The 16,590-nt window shown below is 75.5% G+C and carries 6 protein-coding genes; 3 read left to right on the top strand and 3 right to left on the bottom strand.

Going from position 1 to position 16,590, the window contains the following annotated elements; all coding sequences use genetic code 11:
* Positions 1-255: transposase (locus tag ABTW95_RS14865; RefSeq protein WP_500226533.1), on the top strand; the 255-nt coding region annotated here is incomplete at its 5' end.
* 715 nt (positions 256-970) lie between these two features.
* Here the strand turns inward: ABTW95_RS14865 and ABTW95_RS14870 are convergent.
* Complete coding sequence (locus ABTW95_RS14870; protein WP_500226534.1) at positions 971-1,570, bottom strand: exonuclease; 600 nt, start codon at positions 1,568-1,570, stop codon at positions 971-973.
* Positions 1,571-1,809: 239 nt separating this feature from the next.
* On the opposite strand from ABTW95_RS14870, the gene ABTW95_RS14875 reads away from it, so the two are divergent.
* Entirely contained in the window at positions 1,810-2,229 is a 420-nt protein-coding gene (locus ABTW95_RS14875) for an SRPBCC family protein (protein ID WP_089328074.1), read from the top strand.
* Between the two features lie 57 nt (positions 2,230-2,286).
* Here the strand turns inward: ABTW95_RS14875 and ABTW95_RS14880 are convergent, their stop codons facing one another.
* Positions 2,287-3,051: an Fpg/Nei family DNA glycosylase gene (locus ABTW95_RS14880; RefSeq protein ID WP_089328073.1), complete on the bottom strand. Its 765-nt coding sequence runs from the start codon at positions 3,049-3,051 to the stop codon at positions 2,287-2,289.
* A gap of 28 nt (positions 3,052-3,079) precedes the next feature.
* Positions 3,080-4,387 (bottom strand): salicylate synthase, encoded by a 1,308-nt coding sequence (locus ABTW95_RS14885; RefSeq protein ID WP_500226535.1) that lies wholly within the window; start codon positions 4,385-4,387, stop codon positions 3,080-3,082.
* Positions 4,388-4,505: 118 nt separating this feature from the next.
* Between ABTW95_RS14885 and ABTW95_RS14890 the strand changes: the two genes are divergently transcribed.
* Positions 4,506-16,532 (top strand): amino acid adenylation domain-containing protein, encoded by a 12,027-nt coding sequence (locus ABTW95_RS14890; protein ID WP_500226536.1) that lies wholly within the window; start codon positions 4,506-4,508, stop codon positions 16,530-16,532.
* Positions 16,533-16,590: the final 58 nt, after the last annotated feature.

Raw genomic sequence — 16,590 nt, forward strand, 5'->3', positions numbered from 1 at the left:
CACTTCAACGCCAACGCCGCCTGGCTGATCTTGTGGGCGATGTCGTTCAACCTGCTGCGCGCCGCCGGTGCGCTGGCCTCGGCCTTCCACGCCCGTGCGACCACCGCCACCATCCGCGCTCACCTGGTCAACGTCCCCGCCCGGCTGGCGCGCTCGGCCCGCCGCCTGCAACTGCACCTGCCCCGCAACTGGCCCTGGGCCGACGCCTGGCGGCAGTTGTTCACCACCCTCCACGCCCCACCCGACAGCCGCTGACCTGCCGTTATCCACCGCCCGCCAGGGCCCGACCGGAACCGAACACGTGGAAAAGCTGGGCAGACCAGCCGATCACCCCTGCCCGCGGGCGGCCGACAACTCAACCGTCCTCCCGAAAAGACCGAGAGATCGACCTCGATACACCATCGGTGGATCGAGGCTAAGGCGGCGCCGATGCTGCTTGTCGGCAGGGTGAGCAGTTCTTGCTCGCCGTACTTCGCCGCGAAGCCCAGCAGGAACAGGCCGGGAATGAGGGTGCTGCCGCCGGTGGTCAGCGCGGCGGCCGTGGTGGCGGCGCCTCCGAGTACCAGGATGGTGCGCCAGCCGGGAAGAAACGACGCCGGCAGGAGCACGGCGATGCCGACGATGGCATAGGTCAGCAGCACCTCGCGAGGCTGCAATACGCGGTGCAGTGCGCCGAAGGGGATCAGGAAGCCCAGGCGCGCCAGCATGAGCAGGCGGGGGCTGCGCGTCCGTTGCTGTACGGCGTCCAGGAACAGTCCGAAGCTGAGGCCGAACAAGAACGAGAAGATAGGGAAGAACCGCTGGTGCAGGAGGGTCTCATAGGCCCAGTGGCCCTGGCCGCCCGCCGGGCTGGTATTCCCGTCAGGGGCACGGCGTTCGCCAAGGTGATGCCCATCAGCGCGAATCCGCGAAGGACGTCGACCTCGGTGATGCGGGCTAATCGCTGGGCTGTCGGCACGACCCGACGACATCACGTCCGGTCGCGGCCGGGCCACTGGGCGAGGTTCTGGAAGAGCTCGGCCTGCTCCATCGCATCGTCCAGGGCGTTGTGGGTGTGCGGCCGGTCGGAGAGCAACTCGGGCGGCATCTGCCTCTTGGTCGAGCGGACGACCATGGCGTCCGCCTTGGCGGCGTAGAGGGTCTTCAGGTCCAGGTGCCGTGAGTGCCCGAACGGGGAGCCCGCTGAGGCGAAGCGCATCCAGTACCAGTACAGGAACACCCAGTCGAAGCCGAGCGGGTAGGCGACCAGGACCGCTGAGGACGCGTCCGCCGCCGCGGTCGCGCGGGTCACGAAGGCGGTGGCCGCATTCATCGCCTCGGCCGGCTGCCGGCCCTCGACGGCCAGCCGGTCGCGGTCCAGGCCGCTGACCGCGAGCGCCTCGGGGACGTAGTCGTCGCTGATCGGTCTCAGTTCCGCGTAGAACGTGGCCCCGGCCGGATCGAGCGGCGTGAAGTCGCGTCCGTCGTAGGTTCCGCATGCCGCCAGGCCGAAGCTCAGCATGGAGTACGGGCCCGGGATCGGCCCGTCCGCCTCGACGTCCGCCGAGATGTACAGCTCACGCTTGGGCATCGCCGGCCTCCGCGTCACCGGGGTCGCTCGTGGGGGGCGTGCTGGTCACCCGTACATCATCCCGCACCGTCGTAAGCCCGCACCGTCGCAAGCCCGCACTGTCGTATCGGGCTGCTGTTCTCGTGGGGCGTCCCGTCGGGTCGGGGAGTTAGTCATCATTCTTGACTGTCATCGATCGTTACTATAGTTTCGATGTCAGCAGGCCCCCGGCGAACCCGGGGCGGAGAAGGAGGAACGCCATGGGTACCGCCGGTTTCGACTACGCCATCACCCGCACGCTGGACGCCCCGGTCCAGAAGGTCTGGGACGCCTGGACCGACTCCGACGTCTACGGCAAGTGGGCCAGCGCCGAGGACGTCTCGCTGGACGTCCGGCCGGGCGGCGCCTGGAGCTCGGTCATGGTCATCCCCGGCGGCGCCCGCGTCCCGCTGACGGGCTCCTACGCCGAGGTCGTGCCGCACGAGCGCCTGGTCATGGGGATGGACGTCCCCGGTGGCGGCGGCGAGCAGGTCCTGATGACGCTCGAACTGGCCGCCGAGGGCGACAAGACCAAGATCACTCTGTCCCAGACGTTCGACGGCGCGGAGGAGCGCGACCAGGCCGAGCAGGGCAGCGACATGCTGCTGGACGGCCTCGCCGCGTACCTGGCCGAGGCGTGAACCACGGCGGCGGCACGTGACCGCGGGCGTTGAGCGTCCTCAGCGCCCGCGGTCGCGTCATGAGGGCTGGCAGACGGGGCACCAGACGGTCCGGCGGCCCGAGACCCGTCGGCTGCACAGGGGAGTGCCGCAGCGCGGGCAGGCGGCGCCGGGGTCGTCGCGGACGCCGGTGAGCCAGTCGCGGCGCGGTGGGACACGTCTGGCCTCGACCGAGTCGCGGAGGACGCGGCGGAGGGCGCGGTGCAGGGCGGTCAGTTCGGCCGCGTCCAGGTCGGACGCGGTGCGCAGCGGGTTGACGCGGGCGTGCCAGCAGATCTCGTCGGCCAGGAAGTTGCCCAGGCCCGCGATGACCGTCTGGTCGGTCAAGGCCGACTTCAGGCGTCCGCGGCGGTGCGAGAGGAGTTCGGCGAGGTCGCGCCGGGAGACCTCCAGGGCGTCCGGGCCGAGGTCGGCGAGCATCTGCTCGGCGTCGTCCAGATGGACGCCCTGCAACTTGCGCATGTCCCGGTAGCGCAGCTCGCCGTCCGGGAGGCGCCAGACGACGCGGTCGTGGCGGTGCCGCGGCTCGGCCGGATCGTGCCAGGTGAGCGAGCCGGTCATGCCGAAGTGCAGCAGCAGGACCGGGCCGCCCGCCGGGGCGATCAGCCACTTGCCGTGCCGCCGCGGCTCGGCGAACCGGCGGCCGCGCAGGGCGTCGCCGAGGGCCCGGGCGGTGACGCCGCGCAGGACGCCCGCGTCGAGGACGTCGACCGCGGTGATGGGCTCGCCGGTGTGCGCGGCGAGCACCCGGCGGAAGCCCTCGACGTCGGGGAGTTCCGGCATGGCGGGTCCCTACCCGCCATGCGGCGGATCAGCGGCGGACGACGTAGGGGGCGATGCTGGAGAGCTTCTCGCAGGTCTCCTCGTACTCGCGCTCGGGGGTGGACGCGCTGACGATCCCGGCGCCGGCGCGCAGCCAGGCGCGGCCGTCCTCGCAGTACAGCGCGCGCAGGACGAGGGCCGAGTCGAGGGAGCCGTCGTGGGAGACGGCCACCACGGCGCCGGAGTACATGCCCCGGCGGTCCTCCAGGCGGGTGATCGCCTCGATCGCCTCGGGCTTCGGGATGCCGGACGCGGTGACGCCGGGGAAAAGGGCCTCCAGGGCGTCCCACGGGGTGCGGCCGGGCGCGAGGACGCCGGCCGCGCGGGAGCCGAGGTGCTGCACGCTGCCGCGCTCCTTCACGGACATGAAGTCGGTCACCCGGACGGTCGCGGGGTCGCAGACGCGGCGCAGCTCCTCCAGCGACGTCCGGACCGAGACGGCGTGCTCGAAGATCTCCTTCGGGTCGTTCTCCAGCTCGCGGCGGGTGCGGGCGTCGGCCTCGGCGCCGGCGCCGAACGCGCGGGTGCCCGCGAGGGGCTGGGTCATGACGCGGCCGCCGGCGTCCACGGTCGCGAGGACCTCGGGGCTGAACCCGGTGGCCTGGAAGCCGCCGAGGTCGAGCAGGAACGAGCGGGCCGGGGTGTTCGCCTCGCGGCCGCGCGCGTACGTCGCGACGACGTCGACGGGGTGCGGGACGTCCAGCCGCCGGGACACGATGACCTTCTGGTAGCGGCCCGCGCGGATCTCGGCGACGGCCGCGGCGACCTTGGCGCGGTAGGCGTCGCCGCCGGTGCGGACGTCGACGGGGGAGGGGGTTCCGGCGACCGGGGCGACCCCGGTGAGCAGCTCGGTGAGCAGTTCGGCTACCCGCGGCGCGTCGGCGCCGGTGACGTGGGCGCGGCCGTCCTCGATCCGGACCTCGGTGCGCGGGACGATCAGGTGCGCGAGCCGGCCGGTCGGGCGGGGTGCGGCGAACTCGAACGCGATCCAGCCGTAGGCGTTCCAGGCGGGCAGCGGGGCGTCGGCGAAGCCGTCGCGCAGGGCGTCGGCGGGGCGGCCGGACCAGGGCCCGGTGGACGGCGGGCGCCCCGGCCACCGCACGTGGACGGTGGCGGCGTCGAGGACGACCTCGCCGAGCACGCCGCCCGCGAACGTCCACGAGCCGGGCCGCTCGTAGACCACGTAGTCGCCGAACAGTCCGGATCCGGCCAGCCGGGCCATGACGGCAAGCGGCTCGGCGGTGCATTCCAGCACGAGCTCGGCGGGGTTCGCGTCAGCGCGCAGACCGATGGACAAGGCAGCCAACTCCCTCTCGCGGGGGCAGAAGATCAAGTTAGGTAAGGCTAACCTTGTGCGCTCACCATAGGCAAGGCTAACCTAACCCGCGATCATGGAGCCGGACGAAAGAGCGGGCGTGCAGACGACGACGGCGCGGCGGCGCGAACTGATGCGGCGGATGATGGCCGAGGCCGGGCTGGGGCCGGGGACGTCCGGGATCGCCCCGCGCGGGTCGGACGGGCCGGCGCCCCTCTCCTACGCGCAGCAGAGCATGTGGCTGCACCACCGGACGTTCCCGGACAGCCCCGCCTACAACGTCTGCCTGCTCGTCCGCATGGACGGGCCCCTCGACACCGGCGCGCTCCGGGAGGCGCTGCGCGCGCTGGTCCGGCGGCACGCCGTCCTGCGCACGACGTACGCGGACGGCGACGGGGAGAGCGCCGTCCAGGTCGTCACCGAGGACGACTCCCTCGACCTCCCGCCCGTCGCCTGCGAGGACGCCGAGGCGCGGGCGGCGGAGCTGGCCGCCCTGCCGTTCGACCTGCGCCGCGAGCGGCCGATCCGGCTCGAGCTGCTGGAACTCGGCGAGGACGCGCACGCGCTGGTGCTCGTCGTCCACCACATCGCGTGGGACGGGATGACGTGGAGTTCGCTGTCGCGCGACCTGTCGGCCCTCTACCGCGCGGCCGTGACCGGCGAGCCGGACGGGCTCCCGGCCCTCGGCGTCCAGTACGCCGACTACGCCGAGTGGGAGCAGAGGCGGCCCGTCGACGAGGCCGACCTGGCCTACTGGCGCGAGCGCCTCGACCCGCCGCCCCCGCCGCTCGACCTGCCCGCCGACCACCCGCGCGGCGCCGCCGCGTCCGAGCGCGGCGGGCGCCGGGCGCGCCGCTTCGGCGACGCGGTCACGGAGGGGATGCGGCGGCTCGCCGCCGAGGAGAACCTCACCCCGTACATGGTGATGCTCGCCGCGTACGGCGTCCTGCTGCACCGCTACACCGGGGCCGAGGACGTGGCGGTCGGGTCGGCGGTGATGAACCGGGAGCACGCCGAGGTCGAGCGGCTCGTCGGCAACTTCGGCAACACGCTGGTGATGCGCACCGACCTGTCCGGCGCGCCGACGTTCAGGGAGGCGCTGCGCCGCACCGGCCGGACGGTCACCGAGGGGTTCGCGCACCAGGCCCTCCCGTACGACCGGATCGTCCAGGATCTGCGCCCCGCGCGGGGACGGGGCCGGTCGGCGTTCTTCGACACCATGCTGCTGTTCCTCGCCCAGGAGATCGGCGAGCTCGACCTGCCGGGGATCACGTCGAGCTGGACGCACATCCACAACGGCACGACCCACTTCGATCTGTCGCTGGAGGCGTTCGTCCGGCCGCAGGGCATGGTCGTCGAGGCCACGTTCCGCCGCGAGCTGTTCGACGACGACCGCATCGACGCGCTGCTCGCGCACCTGGAGACGCTCCTCGCGGACGCCGTCGCCGACCCCGACCGCCCGGTCGGCGCCCTGGAGATCATGGGCGAGGACGACCGTGCCCTCATCGAGCGGGCCAACGCCACCGCCCGCCCCGTGCCCCGCACCGACGTGGTGGCGCTGTTCGCCGAGCAGGCCGCCCGCACCCCCGGCGCGGCGGCCGTCGAGGCCGGGGCGGAGTCCCTCACCTACGCCGAGCTGGACGCGCGGTCGTCGGCGCTCGCGGCGGAGCTGCGCGGCCGGGGCGCCGGGGCCGAGAGCGTCGTCGCGCTCGCGCTGCCCCGCACCCCGGACCTCGTCGTGGCGCTGCTCGGCGTCCTGAAGGCCGGCGCCGCCTACCTGCCGCTCGACCTCGACCACCCCGCCGACCGGCTCGCCTACATGCTGGACGACGCGCGCCCGCTGTGCGCGATCGCTACACCGGAGACCGCGGGGCTCCTCCCCAAGACCGCCGAGGTTCTCGTCCTGGACGGTCCCGTCGAGCCGCGGCCGGCGCCGGTCGCGGCGGCGCCGGTGCGTCCCGAGCAGCTCGCCTACGTCATCTACACCTCCGGCTCGACCGGCCGGCCCAAGGGCGTGGAGATCCCGCACGGCGCGCTCGCCAACTTCCTCCTGTGCACCCGGGACCGCCTGGACCTCGGCGAAGGGGACCGGCTCGTCGCGGTGACGACGATCGCGTTCGACATCGCCGCGCTGGAGCTGTTCGCCCCGCTGATCAGCGGCGCGACCGTCGTCCTCGCCGGCCGGGCGGACGTGCGCGACCCCGCCGCGCTCGCCGGGCTGCTCAAGGGCACCACGATCGTCCAGGGCACCCCGTCGCTGCTCGGCACGCTCGACCCGGCCGCGCTGGAGGGCCTGCGGGTGCTGGTGGGCGGCGAGGCGCTGCCCGCCGCGCTCGCCGGGTCGCTGGCCGGGACGGCGGCGCTCGCCACCAACCTGTACGGGCCGACCGAGGCGACGATCTGGGCCACGTCCGCCGACCTGCCCGCGTCCGGCATCGGCACCCCGTTCTGGAACACCCGCGCGTACGTCCTGGACGCGCGGCTGCGCCCGGTGCCGCCCGGCGTGCCCGGCGAGCTGTACCTCGCGGGCGCGCAGCTCGCCCGCGGCTACACCGGCCGCCCCGACCTCACGGCGGAGCGGTTCACCGCCGACCCGTTCGGCCCGCCCGGCTCCCGCATGTACCGGACCGGCGACCTCGCGCGCCGCGCCCGGGACGGGTCGATCGAGTACCTCGGCCGCACCGACGACCAGGTGAAGATCCGCGGGTTCCGGATCGAGCCGGCGGAGGCGCAGGCGGTGCTGGCCGCGCAGCCGGGCGTCGCGCAGGCCGCCGTCGTGGTCCGCGAGGACCGGCCCGGCGAGCCCCGGCTGACCGGCTACTACGTCCCCGCGGGCGAGGCCGGGGGAGAGGGCGGGGCCGGGGGAGAGGGCGGGGCGGGTGCCGCCGCGCTCCGGGAGGCGCTCGCCCGGGTGCTGCCCGAGTACATGGTCCCGTCCGCCCTCGTCGCCCTCGACGCGCTGCCCCGCACGGTCAACGGCAAGCTCGACCGCGCCGCGCTGCCCGCCCCCGAGGCCGAGGTCTCCGGGCGCGCCCCGCGCGACGCCCGCGAGGCCGCCCTCTGCGCGATCTTCGCCGAGCTGCTCGGCGCCGAGGGCGTCGGCATCGACGACGACTTCTTCGCGCTCGGCGGGCACTCGCTGCTCGCCACCCGCGTCGCCGCCAAGGCGCGCGCGGTGCTCGGCGCCGAGCTGTCCATCGCTGACGTGTTCGAGGCCCCGACCGTCGCCGCGCTCGCGCCCCGGCTCGCCGCGACCGACGCGGTCCGCGTCCGCGACGTCGAGCGGCCCGCGGTCGTGCCCGCGTCGGCGGCGCAGCGCGGCCTGTGGCTGGAGGAGAAGCTGCGCGGCCCGTCCGCGTCGTACGCGCTGCCGCTCGGCCTGCGCCTGCGCGGCGACGTGGACGCCGGTGCGCTGGGCGCGGCGCTGGCCGATGTCGTCGCCCGCCACGAGGCGCTGCGCACGCTGCTCGTCGAGGGGCCGGACGGCCTGCCCGTCCAGCGCGTCCTCGGCCCGGACACCGGCGTCCGCCTCGTCCGGGTCGACGCGCGCGGCGAGGCCCCGGAACGCCTGGCCGCCATCGAGCGGGACGCCACCGCGCACGCCTTCGACATCGGCCGCGACCTGCCCGTCCGGGGCACCCTCATCCGGACCGGCGACGACGAGTGGTCCCTGATCCTGCTCCTGCACCACGCCGCCGCCGACGAGTGGTCGTTCACGCCGCTGCTCGCCGACCTGGCGCACGCCTACGAGGCCCGGCGGGACGGGCGGGAACCCGCCTGGGAGCCGCTGCCCGTCCAGTACGCCGACTACGCGGCCTGGGAGCGCGAGGCCGCGCCCGACCCGGCGCCGCAGCTCGACTTCTGGGCGGAGACCCTCGCGGGCCTGCCCGGGGAGACCGTCCTGCCGTTCGACCGGCCGCGCCCGGCGGAGGCGAGCCACCGGGGCGGGCTCGTCCCGTTCCGGCTGCCCGCGGCGGGGCTGCGGCGGCTGGCCCGCGACACCGGGACCAGCGTGTTCATGGTCCTGCACGCCGCCGTCGCCGCGCTGCTCCAGCGGTCCGGCGCCGGCGACGACATCGCGCTCGGCTCGCCCATCGCCGGCCGCGCCGACGAGGACCTCGCCGGCCTCGTCGGGGTGTTCGTCAACCCGCTCGTGCTGCGCACCGACCTGTCCGGCGACCCCGCGTTCGCCGAACTGCTGGAGCGGGTCCGCGCCGCCGACCTCGCCGCGTTCTCCCACGCCGCCGTCCCGTTCGAGCGGGTCGTGGACCGGCTCGCGCCCGAGCGCTCGCTGGCCCGCAGCCCGCTGTTCCAGGTGATGATCGTCCACCAGCGGCTGGACGACGTGCGGCTCGCGCTGCCCGGCGTCCGCGCCGAGCCGTTCCTGCCCGAGACCGGCGGCGTCAAGTTCGACCTCGACCTGTACTTCGCCGAGGGCGACGAGGAGGTGCAGGGGTTCGCGGCGTTCGCCGCCGACCTGTTCGACGCCGCCACGATCGAGGGCCTCCTGGACGGCCTCGCGGACCTGCTCGCCCAGGTCACCGCCGACCCGGGACGTCGGCTGTCCACCCTCGGCGCGCCCGTCGAGCACCCCGGCACCGCGCGGGAGTGGCCGGCCGCGACGGTCGCCGCGCTCATCGAGGAGCAGGTGGCGCGCACCCCCGATCGCACCGCCGTCGTCTTCGGCGGCACCTCCCTCACCTACGAAGAACTGGACCGCCGCGCCGAGGCGCTCGCCGACCGGCTGGCGGCCGCCGGCGCGGGCCCCGAGCGGGTCGTCGCGCTCGCCCTGCCCCGCTCGGACGACTTCGCCGTCGCGCTGCTCGCCGTGCTCAAGACGGGCGCCGCCTACCTGCCGCTCGACCTGTCCTACCCGCCCGCCCGGATCGAGGCGATGCTGGACGCGGTCCGGCCGCTGCTCGTCCTCGGCCGCGACGAACCGCCGCGCGACGCGCCCCGCCGCGCCCGGCCGGACGTGCGCCCCGCCCACCCCGCGTACGTGGTCTTCACGTCGGGGTCGACCGGGACGCCGAAGGCCGTCGTCGGCACCCAGCGCGGCCTCGCCAACCGGCTCGCCTGGGGCCGGGACCTCGCCGCACCCGGCGTGCGCGCCGCCAAGTCCTCGCCCGCGTTCATCGACGGGACGACCGAGCTGCTCGGCGGCCTCGCCGCCGGGGACACGGTCGCCGTCGCCGACGACGCCACCGCGTCCGACGCCGTCGCGCTCGCCGGGTTCATCGAGCGGCACGGCGTCCGGCTCGTCACGCTCGTCCCGAGCCTGCTCGCCGCGTTCGCCGAGCAGGGCCTCCCCCCGTCGGTGACCACGTGGATCAGCAGCGGCGAGGCGCTGCCCGCCGCGCTCGCCGCGAAGGTCCCGGGCCGGCTGGTCGACCTGTACGGGTGCTCGGAGGCGTCCGGCGACAGCCTCGTCGCCGTGCCCGGCGAGGGCGGCCTGACCCCGATCGCCAACACCCGCGCCTACGTGCTGGACGCCGCGCTCCGCGAGGTCCCCGCCGGGGAGCTGTACCTGGCCGGCGACGGGCTGGCGCGCGGCTACCTCGGCGACCCCGCCCGCACCGCCGAGCGGTTCGTCGCGAACCCGTTCGGCCCGCCCGGCTCCCGCCTCTACCGGACCGGCGACCGCGTCCGCCGCCGCCCGGACGGCGGGCTCGACTTCCTCGGCCGCGCCGACGACCAGCTGAAGATCCGCGGGTTCCGGATCGAGCCGGGCGAGGTCGAGGCCGCGCTCGCCGCGCGGCCGGGCGTCCGGCGCGCCGCCGTCGCCGCGCACGGGTCCCGCCTCGTCGGGTACATCACCGGCGACGCCGACCCCGAGGAGGTGCACGCGTCGCTGCGCGGGACGCTGCCCGGCCACCTCGTCCCGTCCGAGATCGTCGTCCTGGACGAGCTGCCCCGCACCCCGAACGGCAAGGTCGACCGCCGCGCCCTCCCCGAACCGGGCCGCCCGGCCGCCGGGCGGGCGCCCGCGACCGAGCCGGAGCGCGTCCTCGCCCGGCTCGCCGCGAGCGTCCTCGGCCGCGACTCCGCCGGCGCCGACGACGACTTCTTCCGCACCGGCGGCGACAGCATCAGCGCCGCGCTGCTCGTCGCCCGCGCCCGCCGCGCCGGGCTGTCGTTCACCGTCCGCGACGTGTTCCGGCTCCGGACGGTCGAGGCCCTCGCGCGGGCGGCCGGTTCGGCGCGCGGGGCCACCGCGGGCACCGCGCCCGCCCTCCGCGCCGAACCGGCCGGGGAGCTGCCGCTGTCCCCGCTCCAGGAGGGCCTGCTCTTCCACCTGATGCTCGCGGGCGAGGGCCGCGACATCTACGTCCAGCAGGCCGTGGTGACGCTGTCGGGGCCCGTCGACCCCGCCCGGATGGCCGACGCGGCGCGGACCGTGCTGGAGAAGTTCCCCAACCTCCGCGCCGGGTTCCGGACCGACGGCGACCGCGCCGTGCAGTTCGTCCCCGACGACTTCGAGGTGCCGTGGACGCACGCCGAGGTCCCGCGCGACGGCCTGGAGGCGTTCGTCGACGCGCAGCGCGCCGAGCCGTTCGACCCGGGCCGCCCGCCGCTGATCCGGTTCGCGCTCGCAAGCCTCGCCGGCGACGACCACCGGCTCGTCCTGACCTCCGAGCTGATCCTGCTGGACGGCTGGTCCGGCGGCCTGCTCGTCACCTCGCTGCTCGACGCCTACACCGACGCCGCCGCCGAGCGGGCCCGCCCGGTCGCGCCGTTCCGCGCGTTCCTCGACTGGGTCGGCACCCGCGACAAGGCCGCCGCCGTGGACGCGTGGCGCCGCGCGCTCGACGGCTTCGACGAGCCCGCGCTCGTCCGCCCCGGGCTGGTCGGCAAACCCGCCGACCTGTCGGCCGCGGGGGAGGTGCACCGGCCGCTGCCGCCCGGCCTCGCCGCGCGCCTCGACGCGGTCGCCCGCGACCGGGGCGTCACCCCCGGCACCCTCTTCGAGACGGCGTGGGGCCTGGTCCTGATGGGCCTCACCGGACGCGACGACGTCGTCTTCGGCGCGTCCGTCTCCGGCCGCCACCCGGACGTCGACGGCGTCGAATCCATGGTCGGGCTGCTGTTCAACACCATCCCGGTCAGGGTGCAGGCGGGCCCGGCGGACCCGCTCGCCGCCGTCCTCGACCGCGTCCAGGCCGCGCAGTCCGAGCTGTTCGACCACTCCCACGTCGCGCTCGCCGACGTGCAGCGCGCCACCGGCCTCGGCACGCTGTTCGACACGCTGTTCGTGTTCCAGAACTTCCCCGGCATGCCCACCGACCGGGGCTTCGGCCCCGGCGGCGACCTGCGCGTCCTCGGCCGCGAGGTCCGCGACGCCACCCACTACCCGATCACGATGGTCGTCGAGCCCGGCGCCGGGCTCCGCGTCATGTACCGGGGCGACGCGTTCACCGCAGCGGAGGCCGAACGCGTCACCGACCGGTACGTGGCGGTGCTCCAGCGGCTCGCCGACGCGCCGGAGACCCCCTGCCACCGGCTCGACCTGCTCCTGCCCGACGAGCACGACCGGCTCCGCCGCGACTGGGACGCCGCACGGCACCCCGTCCCCGAGCTGACGGTCGCGGAACTGCTCGCCGCGCGCGCCGCCGAGCAGCCGGACGACCTCGCGCTCGTGTCCCACCCGGACGTCCGCCTCACGTACGGGGAGCTGAACGCCGAGGTCAACCGGCTCGCCCGCCTCCTGCTCGCCGGCGGCGCGGGGCCGGAGCGGGTTGTCGCGCTGGCCCTGCCGCGCTCCGCGCAGATGGTCGTCGCGCTGTTCGCCGTCCTGCGCACGGGCGCCGCCTACCTGCCGCTGGAACTCGACTACCCGGCCGACCGGCTCGACTTCATGCTGCGCGACGCCGCCCCGGCCTGCCTGGTGTCGCACCGCGAGATCGCCGCCGGTCTCGCCTTCTCCGGCACGACGCTCGCGCTGGACGACCCCGAGACCGCCCGCGCCCTCGCCGACCTGCCCGGCACCGACCCGTCCCCCGAGGAGCTGCCGGGCTTCGCCCCCGGCACCCCCGGGCGGCTCGACCACCCCGCCTACGTCATCTACACCTCCGGCTCGACCGGACGCCCCAAGGGCGTGGTGACGCCGTACCGCGGCCTCACCAACATGCAGTTCAACCACCGCGCCAACATCTTCGACCCCGTCGTCGCCACCGCCGGGCGGCGGCTGCGCATCGCGCACACCGTCTCGTTCTCCTTCGACATGTCGTGGGAGGAGCTGCTCTGGCTCATCGAGGGCCACGAGGTGCACGTCTGCGACGAGGACCTGCGCCGCGACGCCGAGGCCCTCACCGCCTACCTGCGCCGGCACCGCGTCGACGTCATCAACGTGACCCCGACCTACGCCCAGCAGCTCCTCGACGAGGGGCTCCTGGACGGCGGGCACCGGCCGCCGCTCGTCCTGCTCGGCGGAGAGGCCGTCCCCGCCTCGGTGTGGGACCGGCTCGCCCGCGCCGACGGCGTGCTCGGCTACAACCTGTACGGGCCCACCGAGTACACCATCAACACGCTCGGCGGCGGCACCGAGGACAGCGCCACCCCGACCGTCGGGAAGCCGATCTGGAACACCCGCGGCCACGTCCTGGACGCGTGGCTGCGGCCCGTCCCGCCCGGCGCGCCCGGCGAGCTGTACATCGCGGGCGACGGCCTCGCGCGCGGCTACCTCGGCCGCGCCGACCTGACCGCCGAGCGCTTCGTCGCCGACCCGTCCGGCCCGCCCGGCTCCCGCATGTACCGGACGGGCGACCTCGTCCGGGTCCGCCCCGACGGCAACATCGACTTCCTCGGCCGCACCGACGACCAGGTGAAGATCCGCGGCTACCGGGTCGAGCTGGAGGAGATCGAGACCGCGCTCGCCGCCGAGCCCGGCGTCGGGCAGGCGGCGGTCGTCGCCGCCGACACCGGCGTGCCCGGGGTGAAGCGGCTCATCGGCTACATCGTGCCCGACGGCGCCCGCGAGGGCGCCGCCGACGAGCAGCTCGCCGAGTGGCGGCAGATCTACGACGCCGAGTACACCGAGGTCGGCACGGTCGTCCACGGCGAGGAGTTCGCCGGCTGGGACAGCTCCTACGACGGCGCCCCCATCCCGCTCGCCGACATGCGCGAGTGGCGGGAGACGACCGTCGAGCGGATCCGCGCGCTGCGGCCCCGCCGCGTCCTGGAGATCGGCGTCGGCGCCGGCCTGCTGCTCACCCGCCTCGCCCCCGGAAGCGAGGAGTACTGGGGGACCGACTTCTCCGAGCCCGTCATCGCCAAGCTCCGCCGCGACCTCGGCGAGGACTCCGGCGTCAAGCTGAGCTGCCGGCCCGCCCACGACACCGCCGGCCTCCCCGAGGGCCACTTCGACACCATCGTGATCAACTCGGTGGTGCAGTACTTCCCGGGCCCCGGCTACCTTCAGGACGTCATCGCCAAGGCGATGCGGCTCCTGGCCCCCGGCGGGGCGCTGTTCGTCGGCGACGTCCGCGACCTGCGGACCGCCCACTGCCTGCACGCCGCGATCCAGCTCGGCCGCGGCGGCGGCGACCTCGGCGCCGTCGAGCGCGCCGTCCGCATGGAGAAGGAACTCCTCCTCGATCCGGCGTTCTTCACCGCGCTGGACGGCCCGGCCCGCGTCGACGTCCTCATCAAGCGCGGCACCCACCACAATGAGCTGACGCGCCACCGCTACGACGTCGTCCTCCGCAAGGACGCCCCGCCCGCCCCGCCGACCCCGGTCGTCGACTGGACGACCCTCGACGACCTCAGGGCACGAGTGCTCAGGGCACATCCCCCGGGCCCGCTGCGGGTCCGGGGGATCCCCGACCCGCGGCTGTCGGGCGAGACCGCCGCGCTGCGGACGCTGCGCGACGGAGGAACGGCGGACGAGGCCAGGAGGGCACTGGAAACCCGCGAAGGGGTCGAGCCGGAGACCCTCCACGCGCTGTTCCCGGACGTGGTACTCACCCCGTCCGACCAGCCCGGCCGCTACGACGCGGTGTTCGGCGGGGGAGCGGCCGGCCTCCCGGCGGAACCGGGGCGACCCCCCGGGGCGTACGCCAACAACCCGGTGGCGGCGCGCGACCACGGCGTGCTCGCCGCCCGCGTCCGGGAGGGCCTCAAGGCGCGGCTGCCCGGCTACATGGTGCCGAGCGCGGTCATGACGCTGGACGCGCTGCCGCTCACTGTCAACGGCAAGCTCGACCGGCGCTCCCTGCCCGACCCCGGGCGGGAGGGGCCGCGCAAGGCGGGCAGGCCGCCGCGCACCCCCGTCGAGCGGCTGCTGTGCACGCTGTTCGCCGAGGTCCTGGACGCCCCCGGCGCCGGGATCGACGACGACTTCTTCGACCTCGGCGGCCACTCGCTGCTCGCCACCCGGCTCGTCGGCCGCGCCCGCGCGGTGCTCGGCGCCGAGCTCGCGATCCGCGACCTGTTCGAGGCGCCGACCGTCGCCGGGCTCGCGGAGCGGCTGCACCGCGCCGCCCGCGCGGAGCCCCGGCCCGAACTGGCACCGCGCGAGCGGCCCGAGCGGATCCCGCTGTCGTCCGCGCAGCGCCGCCTGTGGCTGCTCGACCAGCTGCTCCGCGAGGACGACGGCCCGCGCGGCGCCTACCACCTGCCGCTCGCGGTGCGGCTGCGCGGCGACCTCGACCGCGCGGCGCTGGAGGCGGCGATCGGCGACGTCACCGCCCGGCACGAGAGCCTGCGGACCGTCTTCGCCGAGCACGACGGCACCCCCTACCAGCGGATCCTGCCCCCGGAGGAGGCGCGGCCCGTACTGGAGGTCGCCGGCTGCGCGCCCGAGGACGTCATCGCCCGGCCGTTCGACCTGTCGCGGGACATCCCGCTGCGGGTCGCGGTGTTCCCGGAGGGGGAGCGCGAGCACCTGCTGCTCGCCGTCTTCCACCACATCGCCTTCGATGAGTGGTCGTTCGGGCCGTTCGCCCGCGACGTCGCCGAGGCGTACGCCGCCCGGCTGGACGGCCGGGCCCCGGCGTGGGAGCCGCCGCCCGTCCAGTACGCCGACCACGCGCTGTGGCAGCGGGAGCTGCTCGGCGACCCCCTCGACCCCGGCAGCGTCCACGCCCGGCAGCTCGACCACTGGGCCCGCGCCCTCGCCGATCTGCCCGAGGAGATCCCGCTGCCGGTGGACCGGCCCCGCCCCGGCACCGTCGGGCAGCGCGGCGGCACCCTGACCGCCGAGCTGCCGCCCGGCCTGGCCGGGCGGCTGCGCGGGGTCGCGCGGGACGCGAACGCCAGCATGTTCATGGTCTGCCAGGCCGCCGTCGCCGCGCTGCTGCACCGCACCGGCGCCGGCGACGACATCCCGCTCGGCAGCCCCGTCGCCGGGCGCACCGAGGAGGCCGCGCGGGACCTGGTCGGCTTCTTCGTCAACACGCTCGTGCTGCGCGCGGACGTGTCCGGCGACCCGTCGTTCGCCGAGCTGCTCGCCCGCGTCCGGGAGGCCGTTCTCGCCGGGCTCGCCCACCAGGACCTGCCGTTCGAGGCGGTCGTGGAGGCGCTGCGCCCCCGCCGCGTGCCCGGCCGCAACCCGCTGTTCCAGGTGATGGTCGGCTACGAGAACCAGGGCGTCGGCGACGTGCGGTTCCCCGGCCTGGAGCAGCGTGAGGCGCTGTTCGGGCCGGGCGCGGCCAAGTTCGACCTGGACTTCATCTTCCGCGAGGACGGCGGCGGGCTGCGCCTCATCGTCGACTACTCCGCCGACCTGTTCGACCGCGGCACGGCCGCCGCGCTGGCGGACGGGCTGATCGGCGTGCTGGAGGCCGTCGCCGCCGACCCCGCCGTGCGGGTCGGCGCGCTGCCCGCCGCGCTCACCGCCCGCACCGTGACGGAGGCGGCCGCCCCCGTCACGGTGCGGGGAGCCGACGACCGGGAGGCGGTGCTGTGCCGGATCTTCGCCGCCGAGCTCGGCGTCCCGGAGGTCGGCCCGGACGACGACTTCTTCGACCTCGGCGGGCACTCGCTGCTCGCCATGCGGCTCGTCCGGCGGATCAGGAGGGAGCCCGGATGCGCGGACCTCAAGATCGCGACGCTGATGGCGGCGCCGACCGTCGCGGGGCTGCTGGCCCGGCTCGGCCCGGCCGGAGCGGGCCGGGGCGAGCCGCGGTGAGCGGGGATGAGCCGCCGGTGAGCCGGGGTGAGCCGGGTCATACCAGCCCGCCCATTGC

Source organism: Spirillospora sp. NPDC127506 (genome assembly GCF_040302145.1).
Classification (GTDB): Bacteria; Actinomycetota; Actinomycetes; order Streptosporangiales; family Streptosporangiaceae; genus Spirillospora.

Coding starts and splice junctions, on each gene's coding strand:
- ABTW95_RS14870 (WP_500226534.1), bottom strand. CDS start 1,570: ATGCCCAAGCGTGAGCTGTACATCTCGGCGGACGTCGAGGCGGACGGG.
- ABTW95_RS14875 (WP_089328074.1), top strand. CDS start 1,810: ATGGGTACCGCCGGTTTCGACTACGCCATCACCCGCACGCTGGACGCC.
- ABTW95_RS14880 (WP_089328073.1), bottom strand. CDS start 3,051: ATGCCGGAACTCCCCGACGTCGAGGGCTTCCGCCGGGTGCTCGCCGCG.